This window comes from Aeromonas aquatilis (assembly GCF_054052405.1).
In genome coordinates, this window is the sequence record NZ_JBSTYP010000018.1 from 19,367 (window position 1) to 44,602 (window position 25,236).

Below are 25,236 nucleotides of genomic sequence, written 5' to 3' on the forward strand. Positions count from 1 at the left end.
GAGTGTATCTCTCCTGTTTTTGGGACTGTTTTAAAAAAACCTCCGATTTGTCCCCCGCTACCGGCGCTCTGCGCCGGTTTTTTTGTGCCTGCCAGCGGGTATCAGACCAGATAGCGATAGCTGAGCCGCTCATTTTTGCGCGGCCCGGTGATCTGCCAGCTCAGCAGAAAACCGCCGTCTATCTCGCTCAGCTCGGCGCTATAGTGATCCGCCCCGCACAGATACGGCTCGGCGGTCAGCCAGCGGCCATCCCCTTGCGGCAGCAGCTCGAACAGTTCGACCGGCGCATCATAACGCAGATGGGAGAGGCGGATCCCCCGCTCGCTGCGCTGCCACCAGAAACGGTTGTGCATGGCGAGTTCCCGTCCATGGGGCGTGGTGTAGCGCCCCTGCTCGCTGAAGAGCCAGCCCCCCTGATGATCGGTCACCTGCACACGCCCCTCACCCCGACCATTCCAGTCGGTCGCCGACCCCTCACCATTGCTGGCGGTAAAGCTAAATGCTCCGACCTGTGGCAATCGCGCCCATAAACGCTGGATTGCCGCTTCCATCTCGGCCATCATAGCCCCCTTAAAATTGACAACTGACGATAAATCAACCACATGAACTACTTGATAGGGGTCACCCTGCTCTGGTCATTCTCCTTCAGCCTGATCGGGGTCTACCTCGCTGGCCAGGTGGATGCCTACTTCTCGGTGCTGACCCGCATCGCCCTCGCCAGCCTGGTGTTTCTGCCCTTCCTGCGCCGCCGCTGGCTGCGCCCCGATCTGGTGGCCAAGCTGATGGCCCTCGGCGCCATCCAGCTCGGCATCATGTATCTCTTCTACTACCACTCCTTTCTGCTGCTGACTGTGCCGGAAGTGCTGGTCTTTACCATCTTCACCCCCATTTACGTCACCCTGCTGCACGACCTGCTGGAGGGGCGCTTCAAGCCCACCTATCTGTGGGGCGCCCTGCTGGCAGTGATCGGGGCTGCCGTCATCCGCTTCGACGGCCTGACCGAAAGCTATGTGCTGGGATTTCTGGTGGTGCAGGGGGCCAACCTCTGTTTCGCCCTCGGTCAAGTGGGCTACAAGGTACTGCTGGCGCGAGAGGCGGAGCAACCGCCGCAACTGGCAGTATTTGGCTGTTTCTATCTGGGGGCGCTGGTGATCGCCCTGCCCGCCTGGTGGCTGCTGGGCAAACCGCAATATCCGACATCAGGGTTGCAATGGGGCATTCTGCTCTGGTTGGGGGTGGGAGCCTCCGGCCTCGGCTACTTCCTGTGGAACAAGGGGGCAACGCTGGTCACCAGCGGAGTGCTGGCCATCATGAACAATGCGCTCATTCCGGCCGGCTTGCTGGTCAATCTGCTGCTCTGGGGCAAGGATACCGACCTGACCCGGCTGACCATCGGCGGCCTGCTGATGCTGGCCTCGCTCTGGGTCTGCCAGCGTGACAAGCGCGGCCAACCCTGACCACACTCAGCCGATGACGGTGTTGTGCTCCCGTCTGGCCTGACCGTGGCAGGTGGCCAGCCGGGCCAGCAGGTGATCGAGCTGCTCACCGGTCTGGCTCTGCACCAACCCGATGCTGACGGTGACCGGCCGCTGTGACAGCAGGCTGGCATCGGCAATCTCGAGGCGCAGCCGCTCGGCGATCTCCAGCGCACTCATCCGCTCGGTCTGGGAGAGCATCAGGATAAAACCGTCCTCATCCCAGCGGGCGAAGGAATCTTCCCGCCGCAGCTCGTGGCGCACGATGCGCGCCAGCTTGGCCAGCATGGCGTCGCAAGCCGCTTCGCCAAACAGTTGCTGGATTTTGACCATGTGATCGACCGAAAACTGCAGCAGACTGAAACGTCCCCCCTCGGCCAACAGCCTCTCCTCCAGCAGTTGCTCGAAGCGGCTGCGACTCTCCAGCCCGGTCAGCGGATCGGTGCCATGTCGCCCCTCCACCAGCACGGCAGCGGGATCGAGGTGACGGACGACCCCCAGCAGATGACCCCGCTCATCGCGACGCATCCGCTCTTCCAGCCGGATGTAGTGACCATGATGATGCAGAATGCGGTATTCGAGGCGCAGACCGTTGCTGCGGCCGCTCTGGCAGGCGAGCAGGGCATCTTCCAGCCGGGCGACATCGTCGGGATGAACCCGATCCAGCCAGCCGAGATCATCCGGCCAGCACTCTCCCAATCCCAGCAGGCGCAGGCAGGAGGGATCACGGCGCAGTCCCTGTTGTGCTGACCAGCTCCAGATCCCTGCCTCCAGCAGAGTCATGGCATCAGACAGCAGACCCGGATCAAGCCGGGCAGTCACATCGACCAAAGGTGTCTTGAGCATTTCCATGGGGCGCCTCGAAACCGAATCTGAATACCTGCTCAATAAGTAACATTGGCGTTCACGCCGAGCAACAGGGTCAGATCGCTTTTCCCTGATACCCGTTCATCAAGGTCTGCCAGTTCTCCGGTACGAAGTGGAAACTGGTATGCATTTGAGACTCTTTATTGAATGAACGGAGCAAGCGTTCCAGATTGGCCTTCTGCCATTCGCCGGGGGAGCGGATCGCCCCCTTGTCAAAATCGATCACCCACACCTTGCCCTCTTTATCGAGCAGCAGGTTGTGGCTGTTGAGATCGGCGTGATAGACCCCGGCATCGTGCAGCTGGCGCACCGTCTGACCGATCTTGTGCCACACCTCGGTCGCCACCGGCCCCTGTTTAAGCAGCGCCACCATATCCTTGGCACCGCGAATTCGCTCGATCAGGATATCGGCACGATAGAAGGGGCCCTGTTTGACCATGCGGGCACCAAACGGACGCGGCACCGGCAGCCCCAGCTCGCACAACTTGGCCAGCAGGGTATATTCGGCCATGGCACGGCTCGACTCGACCCCTTCGAACCAGAAGCGATCCCGCACCACCTTGCCCACCATGCCGCCGCGATAGTAGTGGCGCAGCACCAGATGGCGGGACTCATCCTTGACGAACCAGGTCACTCCCCGCCCGATGGAGGTACCCACCACCTGACGGTTGTTCTGCCACCAGGCAGGATCGAATAACTGGGGAGAGGGGTCGCGAAAGGCCCCTTCGGCATACCAGCAGATCTGGTTGTGTTCGGTCTGTACTCGCATCGTGGAGATCCCGCTCGGTGGGTCATGGATCGCAATTTTTCAATTGGCGATGAGGCTGCCGCTCTGGCATGCCCGCAATAGTGGCCTTTAATCAACGACGTGCAGAAACAGGTCATGGCGCAGGGCCCGGCCTATCCCAGCTGACGATTGTGCGCAATTTTACAATCCAGAGGGGAGTTTGCATAATGCCATCCACCCTTTTTGCCAGCCGTGCGCCACAACATGCCGCTATTTCAAACGCCACCCTCCTCTATCTGCATCCTGCGGCTCTCCGCCATCGGGGATTGCTGCCACGCACTGGCGCTGGTGCGCGTCATCCAGCGGGAGTGGCCACAGACCCGCATCACCTGGATCACCGGCAAGATCGAGGCAACCCTGTTTGCCGATCTGCCCGGGGTCGAGATAATCCCCTTCGACAAGAGCAAGGGGTGGCGCGGCTATCGCGATCTCTGGCAGACCCTCAAGGGGCGCAAATTCGATGCCCTGCTCCACCTGCAGGCGGCGATGCGGGCCAGCATCGCCACCCTCGGCATCCAGGCCAAGGTCAAACTCGGGTTTGATCTGGAACGGGCCAACGACGGTCAATGGCTGTTCACCAACCACAAGGTGCCATCCCCCGCTTCCCCCCACGTGCTGGACGGTTTCCTCGCCTTCGCCAAAGAGCTCGGCATCAAGGATCTGACCCCGGATTGGCAACTGCCCATCAGCGCCGAACATCAGGCGTGGGCAAGGGAGAAGATTGGCGGCAAACCGACTCTGCTGATCTGCGCCGCCGCCAGCAAGGCGTTCAAGAACTGGACTGCCGCAGGCTATGCCGCGCTGGCGGATCACGCCGCCAACAAGGGCTTTCAGGTCTATCTCTGTGGCGGCCCAGCCAAGCTGGAGCGGGATCTGGCTGCCGACATCCAGCGCTTAAGCCAGAGCAAGCCGGTCGATCTGGTGGGGCAGACCAACCTCAAGCAGCTATTGGCACTGATTGGCGAGGCGAGTCTGGTACTGGCCCCCGATACCGGCCCCACCCATATGGCCACCATTGTCGGCACGCCGGTGATCGGCCTCTATGCCCACCACAATCCGGCGCGCACCGGCCCCTATCTGTGCCGCGACTACGTGGTCAGCATCTATCAGGAGTTGGTCGAGCAGAAGACCGGCAAACCGCTGGCCGAATTGAGCTGGCGCACCCGCCTCAAGGACCCGGAGGCCATGGCCAAGATCACCCACGAGCAGGTGATCGCTGCCTTCGACCGGCTCTGCGCCGATCGCCAGTTGCCGTGCTGACAGGGCAACTCGGGAATTCCGAGCCATCAGGCAGGGATAACCTGATGGCCCCTGCCCGCCCCCAAAGGCACAATGCAGGCTGATGTGGGTTACGCTCCCGCAGCAAGCTACGAATACTTTGATCGGCTGGAATATGATTCCGGCCGTTTTTTTATTCGCCGCATTCTGGTAAAATTCGCCGCCTTTACATCCTCCTGACTCAATAATTTTCCGCGTTTTGCGTTTGGCTGTCTCCCTTTCGGGCACAAGACGGCGGCCTCTGCTACAACCAAAACAGCGGTTTCGATTAAAGGTAATAACATGGCGCAACAAGGCACTCTCTATATCATCTCTTCTCCGAGCGGCGCGGGTAAATCCAGTCTGCTCAATGCCTTGCTGACCCAACATAACGCTGCGGGCAAGATGCAGCTATCGGTTTCCCACACCACACGTGCCACCCGCCCGGGCGAGGAGCATGGCGTGCACTACCACTTCGTCCAGGTGGAAGAGTTCAAGGCGCTGATCGAGCGCGGTGATTTTCTGGAGTGGGCCGAAGTATTCGGCAACTACTACGGCACCTCACGCGCCGCCATCGAAGCCTGTCTGGCCAAGGGGATCGACGTATTCCTCGACATCGACTGGCAGGGTGCTCGCCAGATCCGCGAGCAGATGCCGACCAAATCCATTTTCATCCTGCCCCCCAGCCGCGAAGAGCTGGAACGCCGCCTGATTGGGCGCGGTCAGGACAGCGCCGAAGTGATTGCCGGCCGGATGGCGAAAGCCATTGCCGAAATGGTGCACTACGACGAGTATGACTATGTCATTATCAATGAAGACTTCGAGCAGGCGCTGTTCCAACTCAGGTCCATTATTGAGTGCCAACGGCTGGAGATGCGTCACCAGCAACAGGCGCAAAAAAACTTGCTGCAACAGCTACTGGCAGAGTAAGCCAAAAACAAGTAAACTTTTGCGTCATTTTTAAACACTGCTTTTCTAAATACAGAAAGCCCAAACACTGGAGTCCTGCATGGCACGCGTTACTGTAGAAGATGCTGTAAAACAGGTAGGTAACCGTTTTGACCTGGTGCTGGTCGCCGCGCGCCGCGCTCGTCAAATCGCGGTACAAGGCAAAGATCCCCTGGTCGACGAAGAGAACGACAAGCCGACTGTGATCGCCCTGCGTGAGATCGAGCTGGGTCTGGTGAACAATCAAGTGATGGACACCCAGGACCGCTACGAGCAGCAAGAGCAGGAAGCCGCCGAGCTGGCTGCCGTTGCTGCCATCGCCGAAGGCCGCGGTTAAGTAATTCCCCCGGTTGGCACCCGCCCGGGTGCCGACTGTTCATCCCCATTTACAACCGCTCGAAAACCTCGCAAACTCAGGGCTATACCCTCAATTCCACGAATTGCCGTTTCACCGCTGCGGGGACTGTCTTGTATTTATTTGAAAACCTTAAAGAAATAGCCAGTTCCTACCTGCCGCCAGAGCAGGTTGAGAAGCTCAAGCAAGCCTATGTGGTGGCCCGTGATGCCCACCAGGGCCAGATGCGTTCCAGTGGCGAACCCTATATTACCCACCCTGTAGCCGTTGCCCGAATCTTGGGTGACATGCGCCTCGATCATGAAACCCTGATGGCCGCCGTGCTGCACGACGTCATCGAAGACACCTCTGTCACCAAGGCCGATCTGGCCGAACAGTTTGGCAATGCGGTTGCAGAACTGGTGGCCGGGGTCTCCAAGCTCGACAAGCTGAAATTTCGCGATCGCAAAGAGGCGCAGGCCGAGAACTTCCGCAAGATGGTGATGGCGATGACCCAGGATATCCGGGTCATTCTGATCAAGCTGGCCGACCGCACCCACAATATGCGCACCCTGGGCTCACTGCGACCGGACAAGCGCCGCCGCATCGCTCGGGAAACCCTCGAGATTTTCGCCCCCATCGCCAACCGCCTCGGTATTCACACCATGAAGAACGAGCTGGAAGAGCTGGGCTTCGAGGCACTCTATCCGATGCGATCCCGCGTGTTGCGCGAATCGGTGCGCCGCGCCCGTGGCAATCGCCGCGAGATCATCGACTCCATCCAGAGTGAAATCAGCGGGCGCCTGCGTGAGGCAGGGATCGAACATCAGGTCAGTGGCCGAGAGAAGAACCTCTTCTCCATCTACAACAAGATGGAGAAAAAAGAGCTGCAATTTCATGAGGTAATGGATATCTACGCCTTTCGGGTCAAAGTGAAGGACATAGATACCTGTTACCGGGTGCTGGGACAGATGCACAGCCTCTACAAGCCGCGTCCCGGCCGCTTCAAGGATTACATCGCTATCCCCAAGACCAACGGCTACCAGTCGCTGCACACCTCGCTGGTGGGGCCGCACGGGGTGCCGGTCGAGGTGCAAATCCGTACCGAATTCATGGATCAGATGGCAGATAAAGGGGTTGCCGCCCACTGGGCCTACAAACAGGATGGCGACAGCTCGGGCACCACTGCCCAGATCCGCGCCCAGCGCTGGATGCAGAGCCTGCTGGAATTGCAGCAGAGTGCTGGCAGCTCCTTTGAATTTATCGAGGGGGTCAAAACCGACCTGTTCCCCGACGAGATCTACGTGTTCACGCCGGAAGGGCGCATCATGGAGCTGCCCGCGGGCGCCACGCCGGTGGACTTCGCCTACACGGTGCACACCGACATCGGCCACGCCTGCGTCGGTTCGCGGGTCGACCGCCACCCCTACCCGCTCAGCAGCCCGCTGCACTCGGGCCAGACCGTGGAGATCATCACGGCACCGGGCGCCCGCCCCAACGCGGCCTGGCTCAACTTCGTGGTGACCACCAAGGCGCGCTCCAAGATCCGCCAGTTCCTCAAGAACCTGCGCACTGAAGAGTCGGTGGTGCTGGGTCGCCGCCTGCTCAACCATGCGCTGGGCGCCAAGAATATCGAAGACATTCCCGAGCCGCGCATCAAGCAGGTGCTGGCCGATACCAAGCATGAGAACCTGCAGGGGCTGCTGGCCGATGTGGGCCTCGGCAACGCCATGAGCGTCATGGTGGCGCGCCGCATGCTGGGGGATGAACTGCCACCGGAAGAGCAACCCAAGTCCAGCAGCAAGAAGATGCCGATCAAGGGTGCCGACGGCATGCTGGTCACCTTCGCCAACTGCTGCCGACCGATCCCGGGGGATGCCATCATCGCCCATATCAGCCCGGGCAAGGGGCTGGTGATCCACCAGGAAGCCTGCCGCAACATCAAGGGCTACAGCAAAGAGCCGGACAAGTATCTGCCGGTGCAGTGGGAAGTGGACAAGGAGCAGGAACAGGAGTTCCGCACCGGCATCAGCATCGAGATCATCAACCATCAGGGTGCGCTGGCCGAGCTGGCCAACGTGATTGCCGCCACCGGCGCCAACATTCACGCCATCAGCACCGAAGAGAAGGATGGCCGGGTCTATCAGGTGAGCCTGCTCATCACCACCAAGAGCCGCATCCACCTGGCCAACATCATGCGCAAGATCCGCGTCATGCCCAACGTGCTCAAGGTGAGCCGGCAAAAGAACTGATCACACAGGCGGCGCAAGCCGCCTGCTGCTTTTTAAGAGACAACCATGACCCCCGAACGCTTCAAGCGCATCACCGACATGCTGGCCCAGCGTCAGCTCGATTTGACCGTCTGTATGGAAGAGGTCCATAAACCTCACAATCTGGCCGCCATCGTGCGTACTGCCGATGCCATCGGTATCCACCGGGTACACGCCGTCTGGCCCAAAACCTGGATCCACAAGCGCAAGGGCACCGCCCGCGGCAGCCAGAACTGGGTGGATGTGAAACTGCACCCGGATATCGGCAGCGCGGTAGCCGAGCTGAAAGCCTCCGGCATGCAGATCCTGGCAACCCACCTCTCCGACAGCTCCGTCGATTTTCGCGCTATCGACTACACCAAACCGACCGCCATTCTGGTGGGTCAGGAGAAGCACGGCATCGGTGAAGAGGCGCTGGCGCTGGCCGACCACCATATCGTCATCCCCATGGTGGGCATGGTGCAATCCCTCAACGTCTCGGTGGCCGCTGCCGCCATCCTCTACGAGGCGCAGCGCCAGCGTGAGCTGGCTGGCTGCTATCAGCGTGGCTGCCCGCTCACTCTGGAAGAGCAGAACAGCATTCTGTTCGAAGGGGGTTATCCCATCTATGCCCAGCTCTGCAAAGAGAAAGAGATGCCCTACCCCCAGCTCGGCCCGGCCGGTGAAATTCTGGCGGACAAAGAGTGGTGGCAACGGATGCAGCTGACCCGCAAAGGGTGGGCGCAGAGTGAAGATAACTATCTGGAGGAAAAATAATGGAAAATTTTTTTGGCAGCTGGTTGGAGTCCAAAATCATCCGGGATCACCTGACCAACCCGAACATAGAGGCTGGCGACTATAGCTACTACTCCGGCTACTACCACGGCAAACCGTTTGAGGATCACTGCGTACGCTACCTGCTCGGCGATGGCTCGACCCGCGACACCTGGGAGAGCGGCCTCTGGGGCGAGGTGGATCGGCTGATCATCGGCAAGTTCTGCTCCATCGGCTCGGGCGCTACCTTCATGCTGGCAGGCAATCAGGGCCACCGACTGGATTGGGTCTCCACTTTTCCGTTCAACCCCGACACCTTTGGCGAAGGGGTGCAGAGCGGCTTTCAACGCAAGGGGGATACCCAGGTCGGCAATGACGTCTGGATCGGCTCGGAAGCGATGATCATGCCCGGCATCACCATCGGTGATGGCGCCGTCATCGCCACCCGCGCCGTGGTGACCAAGGATGTGGCCCCTTACACCATAGTCGGCGGCAACCCGGCCCAATCGATCCGCCACCGCTTCAGCGATGAGCAGATCGCCATGTTGCAAGAGATGCGGTGGTGGGACTGGCCCCTGCCCCGCTTGCAAGCCAGCATGGCGCTGCTCTGCTCGGGGGATATCGCCGCCCTTTATCATCATTGGCAACAGGAGTGTGCCTGATGAAACCCCTCTCTATTCCCCTGTTGGCCCTGACCCTATTTTCTGCCGGAGCCCTTGCCGTGACCAATTCCTATCCGCTCACCAGCGAAGCCGATGTGCCCGCTCTTTACCAGCAAACTCTGCCTGACTTCTGGCGCCAGCATGCGGTTGAGGGGGAGTTCAAGGGCAAGGATGGGGTGACAATACGCTATGCAGCGCTGCGGCAGGAGAAGGTTGATCGCGCCATCCTCATCGTCAATGGCCGGGTCGAGAGCTACCTCAAGTATCAGGAGCTGGCGTGGGATCTCTGGCGTCAGGGCTACAGCCTCTATCTCATCGACCATCGCGGCCAGGGGATGTCCGATCGGATGCTGGATGACCCGCAGAAGGGATATGTCGACCAATTCGACGATTATGTGGTCGATCTGAAGCAGTTTCACGACCAAATCATCATGGCGGACCAACCTGCCAAGCTGTTCCTGCTGGCTCACTCCATGGGGGGGGCCATCTCGGCACGCTATCTGGAACGCTGGCCCGATGATATCAAGGCGGCCGTGCTCTCCTCCCCCATGCTGGGCATCAATCTCGGCGGTCTGCCCAAGTGGCTGGCCAAAGGATTGGCGGCCACCATTGGCACGGTCGGCGGCTGGATCGGCGAGCCCCCCTACGGTCCCGGTCAGGGCGCCTATCAGGATCACGGCTTTGCCGATAACGAACTGACTCACAGCCAACCCCGCTATCAGGCGTTCCGCCAGCTCTACGAGCAGCACCCGCAGATCAAGCTGGGGGGTGCCACCGCCCACTGGATTTATCAGGGGATCACTGGCGCCGATGCCGCTATCGCCGATGCGGGCTCCATCAAGACCCCGCTGTTGGTGCTGCAGGCTGGCGACGACAAGATTGTGGATAATGCCGCCCAGGATCGCTTCTGCTCTCTGGCAAAATGCGAAGGGGGCAAGCCGCTGCGTATCGAGGGTGCCTGGCATGAACTGCTGATGGAGACGGATGACAAGCGCCAGCCCGCCCTGACTGCTATGGCTGAATTTTTCGCCCGCTTCTGAGCTGGCTATTTTTTGTAACCCTAAATAAATGGGGTGACAGTGCGGGCTAAGGTAAACTGCCCCTGTTTTCAATTGATGCCGAGGTAATGATGTTCAAGGTAGTTGTATCCGATCTCGATGGCACTCTGCTCAACAAGCAGCACCAGATCTCTTCCCGTACCCGGGATACCCTGCACCGCCTGGTAGCACACGGTGTGAAATTCGTGGTCGCCACCGGCCGTCATCACGTTGACGTACGCAGCTTCCGCGATGCGCTGGGGATGGACATCAACCTCATTACCTCCAATGGCGCCGTGGTCCATGACAAACAGGATCAGCTGATTTTCAACCAGCCGCTGCCGGCCGAGATCGCCGCCGAACTGATTGCGCTGGAGCGCGATCCCTCCATCCACCTCAACGTCTATCAGGGGGATGACTGGGTGGTGGAAGAGGAGCTGCCCTGGCTGCTGAGCTTCCACGACGAGTCAGGGTTCACCTACCGTCTGGTCGATGACCTGAAGCAGGAACCGAAAGAGAAGATCAACAAGGTGTTCTACATCGGCGACCACGAGAAACTGCTGAAGATCGAGGCGCACCTCAACCAGCGCTACGGCGACCAGCTCAACGTCACCTTCTCATTGCCAGACTGCCTCGAAGTGATGCACGCCGGGGTGCATAAGGGCAATGCGGTGCGTGCTGTGCTGGAGCAGAACGGTTTCGACATGTCGGAGGCGATCGCCTTCGGCGATGGCATGAACGACTTCGAGATGTTGACCATGGTGGGACGCGGTATCGTGATGGGCAACGCCCATGACCGCCTGAAAATGGCGCTGCCGGAGTATGAGCAGACCCTCACCTCCGACGAAGATGGCGTCGCCGTCTATCTGGAGAAGCTGTTCGAGCTGGAGAGCGTCAGCGCAGCCTGATCCTCTTCATCCCGAGATCCGATTCAGCAAAGCCTCACCATGTGAGGCTTTGTTTTTTCAGTGTTTCCAGCCAGGGATTGGGCCGCTGCCAGCTGAAGCTCTGGTTCGCTCCGCCGTAGCATTCGGCCAGCCGCAGTGGCGTGCCGGGGGTATGACGTCGCCCGGCCACATCGAGGCAGCGGGAAACCTTGCTGTTGAACAGCTTGTCTTTCTGCCACTCCCACTGCGCCTGACCGTCACAGGGTGCCAGCATCACTTCGCTGTCATTTTTGGCTTGCAAACAGAGATCCTGCAGGCGCAACTCTCCCAGATCCCACTCGAACAGTTGATCGTCTTTTCCGCTGCAAGGTTGTGCCAACACCTTCTGTTGGGACACCGCAACGCAAAAATCACCGCTGGTCAGCAAGGGGGAGAGAGAACGCTCCTCCTGCGGTTGCGATGCAATGGAGCCCATCATCACATCGGTGGATGGCGGCTTGATGGTACAGCCCCCCAGCAGCAAGGCAGCCAGCAGGGCGGGAGAGCAAGCAAAGGAAATTTTGTTATTCATGGAAAAATGCCTGAAATGGGCCGATGACATCCGGTTGTCAGTGACTCGAGGCTGAAGCATAACCGAAAGGCGGGGCGTGCTGCCCAAATAGAGTGTAAACAGACGTAACAGGGAGAGAGTGCTGAGCGGAGGCCGGAAAGCAAAAAACCCCGCCGAAGCGAGGTTTTTCTAAATGTGGTCGGTGATAAAGGATTCGAACCTTTGACCCTCTGGTCCCAAACCAGATGCGCTACCGGACTGCGCTAATCACCGAGGCTATTTCTTTCAAAATAGTTTACTTCAAAAAAACAAAGACGACCTGATAGTCATCCTCGTCATACAGCAAGTATGGTGCGAAGAGAGGGACTCGAACCCTCACACCCGGGGGGCACTAACACCTGAAGCTAGCGCGTCTACCAATTCCGCCACCTTCGCGTACCTGACAAGCTGTAAAATGGGGTGGCTGATGGGGCTCGAACCCACGACAACCGGAATCACAATCCGGGACTCTACCAACTGAGCTACAGCCACCACAGCTGTTTCGTTCCACAACAACGCCCGTTTAACCGACGCACTTTTGATGGTGCGCCCGACAGGATTCGAACCTGTGACCTCTGCCTCCGGAGGGCAGCGCTCTATCCAGCTGAGCTACGGGCGCTACGCTGTCGAACGGGGCGAATAATAATAACGGGGGGCATGATTGTCTACACTTTTTTTGGCATCTTGCGCCAACCGTTGCTTTTTCAAGCGCATTGCGCAATTTTCTTCCACAACGCCCCTGCAATCCGCGGAAAAGGGGCTGATTCCCACCGCAAATCGCCTTGCTGCCTTGACTTGACTTGATGCCCATCTAGAATGAATGAACGTTCATTCAATCGAAAGTCACACTGATGATTCTGGATAAAAAAGAGAGCATCTTCAACGCGGCCCATGAGGTGCTGGGTGAACGGGGTTTTCATGGTCTGTCGATTGCGGAAGTAGCCAAAAAGGCCAATGTTGCCACCGGCACCATCTATCGCTACTTCGGCGATAAGGATGATCTGATCCGCCAGCTGCATCAGCACACTATCTTGCAGTGTGTGCCCATGGTCATGGCCGATGTAGAGATCGATAAAGTTTCATTTCAACAATTTCGCCAATTATGGCTCAATATTCATGCCATTTTTGTTAACGAACCGAACGCTATCCGGTGCAAATTGCAGTACGAGAGCTCTCCGCTAGGGGCAGAATTGGAGACCAATCCAGCCATCCTGGCCGCCTGGGCACCGCTGGACCGATTCTTTGCACAGGGCGTGGCACAAGGATTGTTTATTGATTTACCGATACGGGCACTCCAGGTGTTGAGTCTGGACAGTGTCATGCATCTGGCCCTGCAGTGCAGGGTTCATCACATCACGCTGACCGAATCGCAGTTGGAAACAGCAATCCGGGCCAGCTGGAATGCCATTTTATCCCCCAATCTTTCCACCTCAGGAGCCTGTTCATGAAAAAGTGGATGGCCATTATGTTGCTGATAGCGATCGCCTTGTTTGGCAGCGTCATCGGCTTCAATTTGTTCAAACAGAAGATGATTGCCCAGTACATGGCCAACCGGCCGGAACCCGAGTTCCCTGTCACCGCCATGGTGACCAAGGCGCAGGATTGGGTACCGACCATCGAAGCGATCGGCTTCATCGAGCCGAATCAGGGGGTGACCCTCTCCACCGAACTGGCCGGCACCATTGACGCCATCACCTTCGAATCAGGCAAACCGGTCAAGGCTGACCAGCTGCTGCTGAGCCTGGACTCCACCGTGGAACGGGCCAATCTGCGGGCCTCCCAGGCCAAGCTGCCGGCGGCTAAGGCCAAGTTCGAGCGTTTCCAGAACCTCTACAAGACCAGCTCCATCTCCAAAGAACAGCTGGATGAGGCGGAAGCGGCCTATCGCTCGCTGGAAGCGGATATCGAAAGCCTGAAGGCGACCATTACCCGCCGTGAAGTTCGCGCGCCGTTCAGCGGTGTCGTTGGCCTGCGTAACGTCTTCCTCGGCCAGTATCTGCAGCCGGGTACCGATATCGTGCGGCTGGAAGATACCAGCGTGATGCGCCTGCGCTTCACCGTGCCCCAGACCGATATCTCCAAAATCACTCTGGGCCAGACCATCAAGATCAATGTGGATGCCTATCCGCAAACCCAGTTTGATGGTCACATCACCGCCATCGAGCCTGCGGTCAACTTCCAGAGCGGCCTGATCCAGGTACAGGCAGACATCCCGAACAACGACGGTCAGCTCCGTTCCGGTATGTTCGCCCGTGCCAGCATCATTCTGCCGACGGTGAAAGATCAGATGGTGATCCCGCAAACCGCTATCTCCTTCACCCTTTACGGTCAGAACGTCTACGTGCTCAAAGAGGGCGAAGAGACGGACAAAGAAGGTAACAAGGTGAAAGTGCTGCGAGCCAAGCAGGTAGTAGTCAAGGCCGGTGAGCGCCGTGGCAACGATGTGCATGTGCTCTCCGGCATCCAGGCCGGTGACCAGATCGTACTGTCGGGTCAGGTTCGCCTGAGCAACGACACCAAGGTGCATGTGGTCGAGAACGATGCCCTGGCCGTTCCGGCACAAACCCCGATGCTGTAAGCGCGGAGATCTGCGATGCGATTTACTGACATATTTATAAAACGGCCTGTGCTGGCGATCTCGCTCAGCTTCCTGATCGCCTTGCTGGGCTTTCAGGCCATCTTCAAGATGCAGGTACGGGAATACCCCGAGGTGACCAACACGGTGATCACCGTCAGCACTGGCTACTATGGCGCCAGTTCTGATCTGATCCAGGGGTTCATCACCCAGCCGCTGGAACAGGCGGTCGCGCAAGCCGACAACATCGACTTCATGACCTCCTCCAGCCAGCTGGGCAGCTCCACCATCACTGCGTACATGAAGCTCAACACCGACCCCAACGCCGCGCTGTCCGACATCCTGGCGAAGGTGAACTCGGTACGCTCCCAGTTGCCGAAAGAGGCGGAAGACCCGTCGGTCACCTCCTCCACCGGTTCAACCACCGCGGTGCTCTACCTCGGCTTTACCAGCCCGGAGCTCAATTCCAGCCAGATCACCGACTATCTGGAGCGGGTTATCAAGCCGCAGCTCTTTACTGTCGGCGGGGTCTCCAAGGTTGACCTCTACGGCGGTGTCGAGTTTGCCCTGCGGGTATGGCTGGATCCGGCCAAGATGGCGGCCTTCAACCTGACTGCCAGCGACGTGATGACGGTGCTCAACAGCAACAACTATCAGTCCGCGACAGGTCAGGCGACCGGTTACTTCACCCTGTTCAACGGCAACGCCGAGACCCAGGTCAAGGATGTCGACGAGCTGAAGCGTCTGGTCGTTGCTACCCGTGATGGCAAGGTGATCCGCCTTTCCGATATTGCCAAGGTGACCCTCGAGAAGAGCCACGACATCTATCGCGCCAGCGCCAACGGCCGCGAAGCGGTGGTCATGGCGGTCAACGCCGCGCCGACAGCCAACCCCATCAACATCGCCCACGATGTGCTGGCGTTGCTGCCGAGCCTTGAGCGCAATATGCCGAGCACCATGCATCTCAACGTGATGTATGACTCCACCGTGGCGATCAACGAGTCCATCCACGAGGTTATCAAGACCATCCTGGAGGCAGCCGCCATCGTTCTGGTGGTCATCACCCTGTTCCTCGGTTCGTTCCGCGCGGTCATCATCCCGATCATCACCATTCCGCTCAGTCTTATCGGCGTAGTGATGATGATGGATATGTTCGGCTTCTCGATAAACCTGATGACCCTGCTGGCGATGGTGCTGGCGATCGGTCTGGTGGTGGATGACGCCATCGTGGTGCTGGAGAACGTCGACCGCCATATCAAGGAGGGGGAAGAGCCGTTCCGGGCCGCCATTATCGGTACCCGTGAAATTGCGGTGCCGGTTATCGCCATGACGGTTACCCTGGCCGCGGTTTATGCCCCTATCGCCCTGATGGGGGGTATCACCGGCTCTCTGTTCAAGGAGTTTGCCCTGACCCTGGCTGGCGCCGTGTTCGTCTCGGGCATCATCGCCCTGACTCTGTCCCCGATGATGTGTTCCAAGATGCTCAAGGCCAACGAGAAGCCGGGCAAATTCGAGAGCACAGTCCACCACCTGCTGGAACGGATGACCGATCGCTACGACAGCATGCTGCACGCCGTGATGAAAAAGCGCCCCGTCATCGTGGTGTTCGCCGTCATCGTCTTCGCCAGCCTGCCGCTGCTGTTCAAGTTCATCCCGAGCGAACTGGCACCGTCAGAGGACAAGGGGGTAATGGCCGTGCTGGGTACCGCACCGTCCAACGCCAACTTGGACTACATCGAAAACACCATGGCGGATGTGAACAAGATCCTGGACGACCAGCCCGAGATCGCCTTCTCCCAGGTCTTCTCAGGGGTGTTCAACGCCAACCAGGCGTTCGGTATCGCCTCCATGGTGCCCTGGAGTCAGCGTGAAGCGAGCCAGAAAGAGGTGTTGGACCGGGTCGCCAATCTGGTGAAAGACATTCCGGGTATGGCCATCACCACCTTCCAGTTCCCGGAACTGCCGGGTGCATCGAGTGGTCTGCCGATCCAGTTCGTCATCACCACCCCGAACAGCTTCGAAAGCCTGTTCCTGGTGGCTGGTGAAATTCTGGCAGCGGCGCAGAGTAACGGTCAGTTCGTCTATTCGGATCTCGATCTGAACTACGACTCCGCCACCATGAAGATCCGCATCGACAAGGACAAGGCGGGTGCCTACGGCATCACCATGCAGGATATCGGAATCACCATGGGCACCATGATGGCGGACGGTTACGTCAACCGTATCGACCTGGATGGCCGCTCCTACGAGGTGATCCCGCAGGTCGAGCGCAAATACCGCCTCAATCCGGAGTCCATCAAGGGCTATTACGTGCGGGCCGCCGACGGCAAGTCGATCCCGCTCGGCAGTCTGATCAGCATTGAAGTGGTTGGCGAGCCCCGTGCCCTGCCCCACTTCAACCAGCTGAACTCCGCCACCATAGGCGCCGTTCCGGCGCCGGGCGTGGCCATGGGTGATGCGATCAACTGGTTCCAGACCACCGCCGACGAGAAGCTGCCACAAGGCTATCGTTACGACTTCATGGGTGAAGCCCGTCAGTTCGTCACCGAAGGCAATGCGCTCTATGCCACCTTCGCGCTGGCACTGGCGATCATCTTCCTGGTGCTGGCAATCCAGTTCGAGTCGGTGCGTGACCCGCTGGTCATCATGGTTTCTGTACCGCTCGCCATCAGCGGTGCCTTGATTGCCCTGGCATGGGGTATGGCGACCATGAACATCTACTCCCAGGTGGGCCTCATCACTCTGGTGGGTCTGATTACCAAGCACGGTATCCTGATCTGTGAAGTAGCAAAGGAAGAGCAGTTGCTGCGCGGCATGAACCGAATGGAAGCCGTGATGCAGGCCGCCAAGGTGCGTCTGCGTCCAATCCTGATGACCACGGCCGCCATGATTGCCGGTCTGATCCCGCTGCTCTACGCCACAGGTGCCGGTGCGGCACAGCGTTTCAGCATTGGTATCGTCATCGTGGCCGGTCTTGCCATCGGTACCCTGTTCACCCTGTTCGTGCTGCCGGTGATCTACACCTATCTGGCTTCCGAGCACAAACCCTTGCCGGTATTCGATGAAACCATTCCGCCCAAAGCAAACGGCGGACATTAATCATCAATCACATTCAAAGGCCCCGTATCGGGGCCTTTTTTATGCTTCGCAGGAAAGACGACATAAGTGCATGAAGCAGTTAAACTAAAAAACACCACATCCAGACCGCAAGGACGCCATGTCAGGACTCTTCTCCAAGACCGCCAGGGCCGTAGGCCGCAACGGACTCTCATATCGCCTGCTCTCCTACATTCTGGTGTGCAGTACCGTATTGGCGATGATCATTACGGCGCTACAACTCGCCTGGGATTACCGCAAGGATGTTGCCGTCATCGAAGACAGCATCGGCCAGATCGAGGCCTCGTTCCTGCAACCCATCGCTGCCAGCTTGTGGAACCTGGATGAAGAGCAGGTCAAAGTGCAAATTGAAGGGATCATGAACCTGCCCAACATGCAGTTCGTGATGGTCAAGGAGATGCTCGGCAACTCCGAAGTCCCGCTGCTGACCCAGGGGGTCGAGCGGGAAAGCTATGATATCTCCCGCGAATTCAACCTCACCTATCAGGGTGAAATCGTCGGCAAGCTGTTCGTTGCCGCCTCTCTCGAGCAGATCTACCAGCGCCTCATCGAAAAATCGGTGCTGATCATGGTCAGCCAGACCATCAAGACCCTGGTGGTCTCATTTTGCATCCTGATCATCATTTACTATCTGGTGGTCAGGCACATCAACCGCATCGCCAACTACGCCCAGAAGTTCAACCTCGATCGGCTCGACATGGAGCTGGAGCTGGAAGGCCGCCCGCTGCCACGCAAGAAAGCCGATGAGCTGGATACCCTGGTTTCCACCCTCAACCAGATGCGCACCCGGCTGCGCGATGAGCTGCTGGCTCGCCATCAGGCGGCCGAACAGCTGCAACATGAGCGGGACTTCTCCGCCACCCTGATCAACTCCGCCAACATGGTCATCTGCTGCATGGAGCCAGATTTGACCATCGCCAGCATCAACCCAGCAGCCATACTGCTGACTGGCTACCATCAACAGGAGCTGTTGCAACACAACTGGCTGGATATCTTTGTCAGCCCAGCCCAGCGCGGCGAACTGAATAATATTCTGGCAGCAGAAGGCTCACTGGCCGACAAAGAGGTCATCATGCATGACCAGGAAGCCCACGAGCTGGTGCTGCAGTGGACCTTCGTCCCCTTCTACGATGGTCCCAACCTCAAGTACCAGATCGGCTTCGGCTACGACATCACCCAGCTGAAGAAGGTCGAGCGGGAGATTATCCAGCTCAACGAACAGCTGGAAGGCAAGGTGGTTGAACGTACCCGCAGCCTGAGCGAAGCCAACAACCAGCTGGGCAAGGCGTACGACGACCTGAAACAGGCCCAGCAAACCCTGGTGGAGTCGGAGAAGATGGCCTCCCTCGGCTCGCTGGTAGCCGGGGTGGCACACGAGATCAACACTCCGATCGGTATCAGCGTGACCGCCTCCTCCTACCTGCAGGAGCGGGTCGCCGACTTCAAGTCCCATATCGACTCCAAGCAGCTGTCGCGCTCCTATCTCAACGAGTTCACCGTCAACCTCGACGAGTCGATGCAGCTGCTGCAGAGCAACCTGCGGCGCGCCTCCGAGCTGATTGCCAGCTTCAAACAGGTGGCTGTCGACCAGTCATCGGAAGCGCGCTACAACTTCAGCCTCGCCGACAACCTGCATCAGGTGGTGGTCTCTCTCGGCCACAAACTGAAAAAGGCCCAGTGCGAGGTCGATATCCAGTGCGATCCCAAGCTGTCGATCTTCTCCTTCCCGGGCAGTTTTACCCAGATCTATTCAAACCTGATCCTCAACTCCATCAACCACGGTTTCGACAACTGGGATAAGCCGAAAAAGATCACCATCAAGGTGGAGCAACAGGGAGAGGAGCTGTTTATCGACTACTCGGACAACGGTCGCGGCATCCCGCCCGAAATATTGCCGCGCATCTTCGATCCCTTCGTCACCTCCAAGCGGGGCCAGGGTGGCAGCGGGCTCGGTACTCACATCATCTACAACCTGGTGGTGCAACTGCTGCGCGGTCGCATCAACTGCGTCAGCGAGCCGGACAACGGCGCCCAGTTTCATATTCGCCTGCCGATCCAACATAACTAAGCGCTGGCTCTTGTGAGCCAGCCGCTTTATCCCCATCATGCTGTGATTGCATTCTTAATGAGCGGAGAACCTCGCAATGGCACAGCATTTTGACTATATCGCCATCGGCGGCGGCAGCGGTGGTATCGCCTCTGCCAACCGGGCTGCCATGTACGGTAAGAAAGTTGCCCTGATTGAAGCCAAAGAGTTGGGTGGAACCTGCGTCAACGTAGGCTGCGTACCGAAGAAGGCCATGTGGTATGCAGGCCAGATCGCCGATGCCCTGAAATATGGCGCCGACTACGGCTTTGACACCACCCTCAACCACTTCAACTGGGCCAAGCTGGTCGAGTCCCGCCAGGCCTACATCGGCCGCATCCACCAGTCCTATCAGAACGTGCTGGGCAAGAACCAGATCACCGTCATCAAGGGCTTCGCCCGCTTCGTCAGCAGCAACACCATCGAGGTTAATGGCGAGCAATACACCGCCGATCACATCCTGATCGCCACCGGTGGCCGCCCGGAAATTCCGGCGATCCCGGGTGCCGAGCTGGGTATCGACTCCGACGGTTTCTTCGATCTGCAAAGCCAACCCAAGCGGGTTGCCGTGGTTGGTGCTGGCTACATCGCCGTCGAGATCGCTGGCGTGATGCAGGCACTCGGCTCCGAGACCCATCTGGTGGTGCGCAAGCACGCGCCGCTGCGCAACTTCGACCCCATGATCCACGAGACTCTGGTCGAAATCATGGCGCAGGAAGGGCCCAAGCTGCACACCCACGCCATTCCCAAAGCCGTGCTCAAGAACGCAGACAACAGCCTGACCCTGCAACTGGAAGATGGTCGCCACCTCACCGTCGACTGCCTGATCTGGGCCATCGGCCGGGTACCGGCTACCGACAACCTCAATCTGGCCGCCGCAGGCATCGCGCTGGACGAGAAGGGCTTTATCCCGACCGACAAGTTCCAAAACACTTCCGTCGCCAACATCTATGCGGTGGGTGACAACACGGGTCGCATCCAGCTCACCCCGGTGGCCGTCGCTGCCGGCCGTCGCCTCTCCGAGCGGCTGTTCAACAACAAGCCGAACGAGCACCTCAACTACGATCTGGTGCCGACCGTGGTGTTCAGCCACCCGCCCATCGGCACCATCGGCCTGACCGAACCGGAAGCCATCGCCGAATACGGCGAAGATCAGGTGAAGGTCTACCGCAGCCAGTTCACCGCCATGTACTCGGCGCTGACCCAGCATCGCCAGCCCACCCGGATGAAGCTGGTCTGTGTCGGCCCGGAAGAGAAGGTGGTCGGTCTGCACGGCATCGGCTTTGCGATGGACGAGATCCTGCAAGGTTTCGGCGTCGCCATGAAGATGGGTGCCACCAAGGCTGATTTCGACAACTGCGTTGCTATCCATCCGACCAGTGCAGAAGAGTTCGTCACTATGCGTTAAGGGCAGATGAAGTTGGCCTGTCACGAGCAGCCGGCTTCGACAACCATCTAACCCCTTCTCCCAAACCCGGCTCAGGCCGGGTTTTTTGATCCCTCCTCGCTATTTCTCTCGCAAATCCGTCGTTCTTTACGCCGATTTTACGCCTGCCACATGGCGCTTTATGGCGCCTTTACGCCTGTTTTACATACCCTTTTCAGCGTCAATGACACCAACAGAGTCGATACGCTCTTACATCGGCTCTCGCAGCTAATTATCTCAATGGAGTCGATATGAATTGGCTATATCTGCTGCTGGTCCTCGCCTTGATGGTCTATCTGCTGCGCGCACTCACGCGCAGTCACGAGTGAGGAACTAGAACATGTGGCAAGAAATAATCTATCCGGTGGCCTTCGTGCTGCTGGTTCTGCTACCGGCACCGCTGCTGGGCAACTACATCTACCGGGTATTTGAAGGCAAAATCCGCTGGCTGGCTCCGGTCGAGCGCGCCACGCTGGCTTGCTGTGGCACCGATGGACGGGAGCAGGACTGGAAGTCCTACGCCCTCAGCCTGCTGGCCTTCAACGGCGCCGGTTTCGGTCTGCTGTTCCTGATCCTGATGGCGCAGGGGTTGCTGCCCCTCAACCCGCAACAACTGCCGGGTCTGAGTTGGCAACTGGCATTCAACACCGCGGTCAGCTTTATGACCAACACCAACTGGCAAGCCTATTCCGGTGAGGCCAGCCTCTCCTACTTCAGCCAGATGGTGGGCCTGACCACCCAGAACTTCGTCTCCGCAGGGACGGGCGCCGCCGTCGCCATTGCCCTGTTCCGCGGTATCGCCCGTCAGCAGACCATCAACCTTGGCAACTTCTGGCAGGATCTGGTGCGTTTCTGCCTCTATGTGCTGCTGCCCATCGCGCTGATCATGGCGCTGGTGCTGGTGTGGCAAGGGGTGCCGCAAAGCCTCTCCGCCTATCTGCCGTTCCACGGTGTGGAAGGTCAGGAGCAGCTGCTGCCGCTCGGCCCGGCTGCTTCGCAAATTGCCATCAAGCAGCTCGGCTCCAACGGCGGCGGCTTCTTCGGCATCAACGCGGCACATCCGTTCGAGAATCCGACAGCCCTCTCCAACTGGCTGGAGATGGTCGCCCTGCTCACCATCGCCGCCGCCATGGTCTTTACTCTGGGCCGCTATGTGAAAGACATGGCCCACAGCCGCGCTATCGTCATTGCCATGACCATCATGCTGGCATTGGGACTCTTCGTTTCCATCACTCAGGAGATGAAGCTGGATCCGGCCATCGCCCAGCTCACCACTGACGCCAGCAATATGACTGGCAACTGGGAAGGCAAGGAGAGCCGCTTCGGCCCAGTGCTCTCCAGTATCTGGGAAGTGGCGACCACTGCCGCCTCCAACGGCTCGGTCAACTCAATGCACGACAGCTTCGCCCCTCTCTCCGGCATGGTCGCCATGATCAACATGCTGCTGGGTGAAGTGGTGTTCGGCGGCGTGGGTGCCGGCATCTACGGCATGATGCTGTTCGTGCTGCTCACCGTCTTCCTGTGCGGTCTGATGGTGGGTCGTACCCCGACCTATCTGGGCAAACGGCTCGGCATCACCGAAATGAAGTGGGTCGTCGCCAGCATACTGGTCATGCCGGTGGGGGTTTTGGTGATCGGTGGTGTCACCCTGCTGATGCCGGATGCCAGCACCATCATCGGCCATGATGGCCCGCACGGTCTGTCACGCCTCATCTATGCCTACGCCTCGGCTGCCGGCAACAACGGCTCCGCCTTCGCCGGTTTTGCCGCCGGTGACAACTGGCAGTGCATCGCCATCGGTCTGGCCATGCTGCTCGGTCGCTTCGGCTACATCATTCCGGTACTGGCCATCGCCGGTCAGCTGGCCCGCGCGCCCCGTCAGGAGACAAGCGAAGGGGACTTCCCCATCAGCGGCCCGCTGTTCGTTACACTGCTGATCATCACCGTCCTGCTGATAGGTGGCCTCTCCTTCCTGCCGGTGCTGGCTCTGGGCCCGGTGGCCGAACATCTGAGTCTGATCGGAGGTGCATTCTGATGAACCTGACCCTGTCGATCACCATCCGGATGCCAATGGCCAACTATCTGATGCTGGGAGCTTTCCAATGAGCAAGTCCACTGCAATGAGCACTGACACCATGTTGGTGAAGGGCAAAAAACAGAAATCACAGATCATCCAGGCAATGGTTGAGGCCCTCTATCGCTTCAACCCCAAGGCGCTGTTTGGCAGTCCCATCCTGTTCACCCTCTGGCTGGCCGCAGTCATGGCGACGGTGGAGTCCCTGCTGGGGCAGCCGTTCTCCGGGGTCGCCCCCTCACTGGCCTGGCAGCTGACCGCCTGGCTCTGGCTCACCCTCTGGTTTGCCAACTTCGCCGAGACGCTGGCCGAAGGTCGCGGCAAGGCGCGAGCCGACAGCCTGAAGGCTGGCATGAGCCAGCTCAAGGCCCGTCGGGTGGCTAATGCAAAAGATGGTCAGGGCGAATGGGTACCGGCCACCAGCCTGATGAAGGGGGATCTGGTGCTGATACGCAGCGGCGAGATGATCCCGGCCGACGGCGAAGTGGTCGCCGGCATCGCCTCGGTCAACGAGGCCGCCATCACCGGCGAATCCGCCCCCGTCATTCGCGAGTCGGGTACCGATCGCAGCGGTGTAACCGGCAATACCACCGTCGTTTCAGACGAGATCTGGGTACGCGTCAGCAACAATCCGGGCGAAAGCACGCTGGATCGCATGATAGCACTGGTGGAAGGGGCCAAGCGCCAGAAGACCCCCAACGAGATGGCGCTGGACGCCCTGCTGGTGGGCCTGACCCTGATCTTCCTGTTGGTGGTCGCCACCCTGCCCTGGTTCCTCGACTACAACGGCACCCAGGTACCGCGCCTCTACCTGATTGCCCTCTTTATCACCCTGATACCGACCACCATCGGCGGCCTGCTCTCCGCCATCGGTATTGCCGGTATGGATCGACTGGTGAAGCTGAACGTCATCGCCAAGTCTGGCCGTGCCGTCGAAGCGGCCGGTGACGTGCGCACCCTGCTGCTGGACAAGACCGGCACCATCACCTTCGGCAACCGGATGGCTGACGAACTGATCCCGGCCCCCGGCGTCGACCCTGCCCTGCTGGCACAAGCGGCCATGCTGGCCTCGCTGGGTGACAATACCCCGGAGGGCAAATCCATCCTGACCCTGGCCAGCAAGAGCATGGCCAAGCCGAGCCAGCTGGAGAGCGACAAGGTGATCCCCTTCAGCGCCGAGACTCGCCTGAGCGGACTGGATCGCAACGGTCATCAATATCGCAAGGGGGCGGTGGATGCCGTGTTGAACTACCTCAGCCTCGACCGCAAGGCGGTGCCTGAGCTGGTGCTCAAGTCAGTCGACAGCATCGCCCGTCAGGGTGGGACTCCGCTGCTGGTCTGCACTCAGGAGAAACTGCTGGGGGTGGTCTACCTCAAGGACATCATCAAGCCCGGTATCAAGGCTCGCTTCCAGATCCTGCGCCATATGGGGATCCGTACCGTGATGATCACCGGTGACAACCCGAAAACCGCCGCCGCCATCGCCGCCGAAGCCGGGGTGGATGACTTCATCGCCGAAGCGACGCCGGAGAAGAAGCTCGCCTATATCCGGCAGGAGCAGGCCGATGGTCGTCTGGTTGCCATGTGCGGCGACGGTGCCAACGATGCACCGGCACTGGCACAGGCTGATGTGGGTCTGGCCATGAACGAGGGTACCCAGGCCGCCAAGGAGGCGGGCAACCTGGTGGATCTCGACTCCAACCCCACCAAGCTGCTGGACGTGGTGCTGGTCGGCAAACAGCTGCTGGTGACCCGTGGCGCCCTGACCACCTTCTCCATCGCCAACGACGTGGCCAAGTACTTTGCCATCCTGCCAGCCCTGTTCATCGCCGCCTACCCGCAACTGGGGGCGCTGAACCTGATGCAGCTGGGCAGCCCACAGAGCGCCATCCTGTCGGCCATCATCTTCAACGCCCTGATCATTGTGGCGCTGGTGCCACTGGCTCTGCGCGGTGTCGACCTGAAAGGCTCGGCCGCCAGCCTGCTGCGCCGCAACCTGCTGATCTACGGTGTCGGCGGCCTGCTGGTGCCTTTCATTGGAATCAAGCTGATCGACCTGGTCATTACCGGCCTGGGTCTGGTGTAACGACGC

The 25,236-nt window shown here is 59.3% G+C and carries 20 protein-coding genes and 4 tRNA genes; 16 read left to right on the top strand and 8 right to left on the bottom strand.

Annotated elements, in window-relative coordinates; translation table 11 throughout:
* Positions 1-101: 101 nt before the first annotated feature.
* Complete coding sequence (locus tag ACW5W8_RS08970) at positions 102-560, bottom strand: DUF6314 family protein (protein ID WP_498627498.1); 459 nt, start codon at positions 558-560, stop codon at positions 102-104.
* Between the two features lie 42 nt (positions 561-602).
* Between ACW5W8_RS08970 and ACW5W8_RS08975 the strand changes: the two genes are divergently transcribed.
* Positions 603-1,457: a carboxylate/amino acid/amine transporter gene (locus ACW5W8_RS08975; RefSeq protein ID WP_498627449.1), complete on the top strand. Its 855-nt coding sequence runs from the start codon at positions 603-605 to the stop codon at positions 1,455-1,457.
* Positions 1,458-1,463: 6 nt separating this feature from the next.
* On the opposite strand, the gene ACW5W8_RS08980 is transcribed toward ACW5W8_RS08975, so the two are convergent.
* Positions 1,464-2,327 carry a sensor domain-containing diguanylate cyclase gene (locus ACW5W8_RS08980; RefSeq protein WP_498627450.1) on the bottom strand — a complete coding sequence of 288 codons (864 nt, stop codon included), beginning with the start codon at positions 2,325-2,327 and terminating at the stop codon, positions 1,464-1,466.
* Between the two features lie 70 nt (positions 2,328-2,397).
* A complete protein-coding gene (locus tag ACW5W8_RS08985; protein ID WP_498627451.1) occupies positions 2,398-3,111 on the bottom strand; it encodes a 3-deoxy-D-manno-octulosonic acid kinase in 714 nt (237 codons plus the stop codon).
* Positions 3,112-3,333: 222 nt separating this feature from the next.
* Between ACW5W8_RS08985 and ACW5W8_RS08990 the strand changes: the two genes are divergently transcribed.
* The 8 genes from ACW5W8_RS08990 (at position 3,334) to ACW5W8_RS09025 (ending at position 11,298) form a co-directional block, all read left to right on the top strand.
* On the top strand, positions 3,334-4,389 hold the full coding sequence (locus tag ACW5W8_RS08990; RefSeq protein WP_498627452.1) for a glycosyltransferase family 9 protein: 1,056 nt from the start codon (positions 3,334-3,336) through the stop codon (positions 4,387-4,389).
* Positions 4,390-4,689: 300 nt separating this feature from the next.
* A complete protein-coding gene (gmk, locus tag ACW5W8_RS08995; protein WP_005357125.1) occupies positions 4,690-5,316 on the top strand; it encodes a guanylate kinase in 627 nt (208 codons plus the stop codon).
* 79 nt (positions 5,317-5,395) lie between these two features.
* Positions 5,396-5,671 carry a DNA-directed RNA polymerase subunit omega gene (gene rpoZ / locus ACW5W8_RS09000; protein ID WP_005307060.1) on the top strand — a complete coding sequence of 92 codons (276 nt, stop codon included), beginning with the start codon at positions 5,396-5,398 and terminating at the stop codon, positions 5,669-5,671.
* A 131-nt stretch (positions 5,672-5,802) separates the two neighbouring features.
* Entirely contained in the window at positions 5,803-7,920 is a 2,118-nt protein-coding gene (gene spoT / locus ACW5W8_RS09005) for a bifunctional GTP diphosphokinase/guanosine-3',5'-bis pyrophosphate 3'-pyrophosphohydrolase (protein WP_498627454.1), read from the top strand.
* 45 nt (positions 7,921-7,965) lie between these two features.
* On the top strand, positions 7,966-8,694 hold the full coding sequence (gene trmH / locus ACW5W8_RS09010) for a tRNA (guanosine(18)-2'-O)-methyltransferase TrmH (protein WP_498627455.1): 729 nt from the start codon (positions 7,966-7,968) through the stop codon (positions 8,692-8,694).
* The gene (locus ACW5W8_RS09015) at positions 8,694-9,353 is read left to right on the top strand and encodes a CatB-related O-acetyltransferase (RefSeq protein WP_498627456.1); all 660 of its coding nucleotides are present in this window, start codon (positions 8,694-8,696) and stop codon (positions 9,351-9,353) included. Before trmH ends, ACW5W8_RS09015 begins: the two co-directional genes overlap by 1 nt.
* Positions 9,353-10,393 (top strand): alpha/beta fold hydrolase, encoded by a 1,041-nt coding sequence (locus tag ACW5W8_RS09020; RefSeq protein ID WP_498627457.1) that lies wholly within the window; start codon positions 9,353-9,355, stop codon positions 10,391-10,393. The genes ACW5W8_RS09015 and ACW5W8_RS09020 overlap by 1 nt, the downstream gene beginning before the upstream one ends.
* An 89-nt stretch (positions 10,394-10,482) precedes the next feature.
* On the top strand, positions 10,483-11,298 hold the full coding sequence (locus tag ACW5W8_RS09025; RefSeq protein WP_498627499.1) for a Cof-type HAD-IIB family hydrolase: 816 nt from the start codon (positions 10,483-10,485) through the stop codon (positions 11,296-11,298).
* Positions 11,299-11,332: 34 nt separating this feature from the next.
* On the opposite strand, the gene ACW5W8_RS09030 is transcribed toward ACW5W8_RS09025, so the two are convergent.
* From ACW5W8_RS09030 to ACW5W8_RS09050, 5 genes are all read right to left on the bottom strand, one after another.
* Complete coding sequence (locus tag ACW5W8_RS09030) at positions 11,333-11,848, bottom strand: ricin-type beta-trefoil lectin domain protein (protein ID WP_216960166.1); 516 nt, start codon at positions 11,846-11,848, stop codon at positions 11,333-11,335.
* 175 nt (positions 11,849-12,023) lie between these two features.
* Positions 12,024-12,100, bottom strand: a tRNA-Pro gene (locus tag ACW5W8_RS09035).
* A 76-nt stretch (positions 12,101-12,176) separates the two neighbouring features.
* A tRNA-Leu gene (locus tag ACW5W8_RS09040) sits at positions 12,177-12,262 on the bottom strand.
* 20 nt (positions 12,263-12,282) lie between these two features.
* Positions 12,283-12,358: transfer RNA gene (locus ACW5W8_RS09045), tRNA-His, on the bottom strand.
* A gap of 50 nt (positions 12,359-12,408) precedes the next feature.
* A tRNA-Arg gene (locus ACW5W8_RS09050) sits at positions 12,409-12,485 on the bottom strand.
* 232 nt (positions 12,486-12,717) lie between these two features.
* On the opposite strand from ACW5W8_RS09050, the gene ACW5W8_RS09055 reads away from it, so the two are divergent.
* The 7 genes from ACW5W8_RS09055 (at position 12,718) to kdpB (ending at position 25,230) form a co-directional block, all read left to right on the top strand.
* On the top strand, positions 12,718-13,314 hold the full coding sequence (locus ACW5W8_RS09055) for a TetR/AcrR family transcriptional regulator (protein ID WP_498627458.1): 597 nt from the start codon (positions 12,718-12,720) through the stop codon (positions 13,312-13,314).
* A complete protein-coding gene (locus ACW5W8_RS09060) occupies positions 13,311-14,444 on the top strand; it encodes an efflux RND transporter periplasmic adaptor subunit (protein ID WP_498627459.1) in 1,134 nt (377 codons plus the stop codon). The genes ACW5W8_RS09055 and ACW5W8_RS09060 overlap by 4 nt, the downstream gene beginning before the upstream one ends.
* 15 nt (positions 14,445-14,459) lie before the next feature.
* Positions 14,460-17,540: a multidrug efflux RND transporter permease subunit gene (locus ACW5W8_RS09065; RefSeq protein ID WP_498627461.1), complete on the top strand. Its 3,081-nt coding sequence runs from the start codon at positions 14,460-14,462 to the stop codon at positions 17,538-17,540.
* Positions 17,541-17,658: 118 nt separating this feature from the next.
* The gene (locus ACW5W8_RS09070) at positions 17,659-19,626 is read left to right on the top strand and encodes an ATP-binding protein (protein ID WP_498627462.1); all 1,968 of its coding nucleotides are present in this window, start codon (positions 17,659-17,661) and stop codon (positions 19,624-19,626) included.
* A 76-nt stretch (positions 19,627-19,702) separates the two neighbouring features.
* Positions 19,703-21,052, top strand: coding sequence for a glutathione-disulfide reductase (gene gorA, locus ACW5W8_RS09075; RefSeq protein WP_498627464.1), 1,350 nt, complete (start codon positions 19,703-19,705; stop codon positions 21,050-21,052).
* Between the two features lie 358 nt (positions 21,053-21,410).
* On the top strand, positions 21,411-23,105 hold the full coding sequence (gene kdpA / locus ACW5W8_RS09080) for a potassium-transporting ATPase subunit KdpA (protein ID WP_498627465.1): 1,695 nt from the start codon (positions 21,411-21,413) through the stop codon (positions 23,103-23,105).
* A gap of 67 nt (positions 23,106-23,172) precedes the next feature.
* The gene (gene kdpB, locus ACW5W8_RS09085) at positions 23,173-25,230 is read left to right on the top strand and encodes a potassium-transporting ATPase subunit KdpB (RefSeq protein WP_498627466.1); all 2,058 of its coding nucleotides are present in this window, start codon (positions 23,173-23,175) and stop codon (positions 25,228-25,230) included.
* Positions 25,231-25,236 lie beyond the last annotated feature (6 nt).

Coding starts and splice junctions, on each gene's coding strand:
- rpoZ (WP_005307060.1), top strand. CDS start 5,396: ATGGCACGCGTTACTGTAGAAGATGCTGTAAAACAGGTAGGTAACCGT.
- ACW5W8_RS09015 (WP_498627456.1), top strand. CDS start 8,694: ATGGAAAATTTTTTTGGCAGCTGGTTGGAGTCCAAAATCATCCGGGAT.
- ACW5W8_RS08985 (WP_498627451.1), bottom strand. CDS start 3,111: ATGCGAGTACAGACCGAACACAACCAGATCTGCTGGTATGCCGAAGGG.
- kdpB (WP_498627466.1), top strand. CDS start 23,173: ATGAGCAAGTCCACTGCAATGAGCACTGACACCATGTTGGTGAAGGGC.
- ACW5W8_RS09020 (WP_498627457.1), top strand. CDS start 9,353: ATGAAACCCCTCTCTATTCCCCTGTTGGCCCTGACCCTATTTTCTGCC.
- ACW5W8_RS08975 (WP_498627449.1), top strand. CDS start 603: ATGAACTACTTGATAGGGGTCACCCTGCTCTGGTCATTCTCCTTCAGC.
- ACW5W8_RS09060 (WP_498627459.1), top strand. CDS start 13,311: ATGAAAAAGTGGATGGCCATTATGTTGCTGATAGCGATCGCCTTGTTT.
- ACW5W8_RS08990 (WP_498627452.1), top strand. CDS start 3,334: ATGCCGCTATTTCAAACGCCACCCTCCTCTATCTGCATCCTGCGGCTC.
- ACW5W8_RS09070 (WP_498627462.1), top strand. CDS start 17,659: ATGTCAGGACTCTTCTCCAAGACCGCCAGGGCCGTAGGCCGCAACGGA.
- ACW5W8_RS09065 (WP_498627461.1), top strand. CDS start 14,460: ATGCGATTTACTGACATATTTATAAAACGGCCTGTGCTGGCGATCTCG.
- ACW5W8_RS08980 (WP_498627450.1), bottom strand. CDS start 2,327: ATGGAAATGCTCAAGACACCTTTGGTCGATGTGACTGCCCGGCTTGAT.
- ACW5W8_RS09030 (WP_216960166.1), bottom strand. CDS start 11,848: ATGAATAACAAAATTTCCTTTGCTTGCTCTCCCGCCCTGCTGGCTGCC.
- trmH (WP_498627455.1), top strand. CDS start 7,966: ATGACCCCCGAACGCTTCAAGCGCATCACCGACATGCTGGCCCAGCGT.
- ACW5W8_RS09025 (WP_498627499.1), top strand. CDS start 10,483: ATGTTCAAGGTAGTTGTATCCGATCTCGATGGCACTCTGCTCAACAAG.
- gmk (WP_005357125.1), top strand. CDS start 4,690: ATGGCGCAACAAGGCACTCTCTATATCATCTCTTCTCCGAGCGGCGCG.
- kdpA (WP_498627465.1), top strand. CDS start 21,411: ATGTGGCAAGAAATAATCTATCCGGTGGCCTTCGTGCTGCTGGTTCTG.
- ACW5W8_RS09055 (WP_498627458.1), top strand. CDS start 12,718: ATGATTCTGGATAAAAAAGAGAGCATCTTCAACGCGGCCCATGAGGTG.
- ACW5W8_RS08970 (WP_498627498.1), bottom strand. CDS start 560: ATGGCCGAGATGGAAGCGGCAATCCAGCGTTTATGGGCGCGATTGCCA.
- gorA (WP_498627464.1), top strand. CDS start 19,703: ATGGCACAGCATTTTGACTATATCGCCATCGGCGGCGGCAGCGGTGGT.